This is a genomic window from Chryseobacterium sp. SIMBA_038 (assembly GCF_046535115.1).
Lineage (GTDB): Bacteria > Bacteroidota > Bacteroidia > Flavobacteriales > Weeksellaceae > Chryseobacterium.
In genome coordinates, this window is record NZ_JAWRXH010000295.1 from 1 (window position 1) to 256 (window position 256).

Sequence of the window (256 nt, forward strand, 5' to 3'; positions counted from 1 at the left end):
CTGCTCGGGCGAGCCATGCCCGGGCGCGACTCACGGCGCAGCTCTGCTCGCATGTCTCGCATGCGCCAGACAAAGGCTTCCTCGCGTGCCGCCTCCCAGGGGATGAAGTGCGCCTCCGCCAGCCCCGGCCATTGCCGCCAGGCCAACAGAGCCTCCAATCTGGCATTGGCAAGCTGCGGATGACCGGCGAGGTCGGCCAATCCCAGTCGATTCTCGACCCAGGCGAGCAGGTCCGCCTCGTAGAAGAGCCCGCTCT

At 68.0% G+C, this 256-nt stretch carries 1 protein-coding gene; it reads right to left on the reverse strand.

The genetic code is table 11. The annotated features are described in order from the left end of the window. Nucleotides 1-256: hypothetical protein (locus tag SB689_RS23620; protein WP_410694477.1), on the reverse strand; the 256-nt coding region annotated here is incomplete at both ends.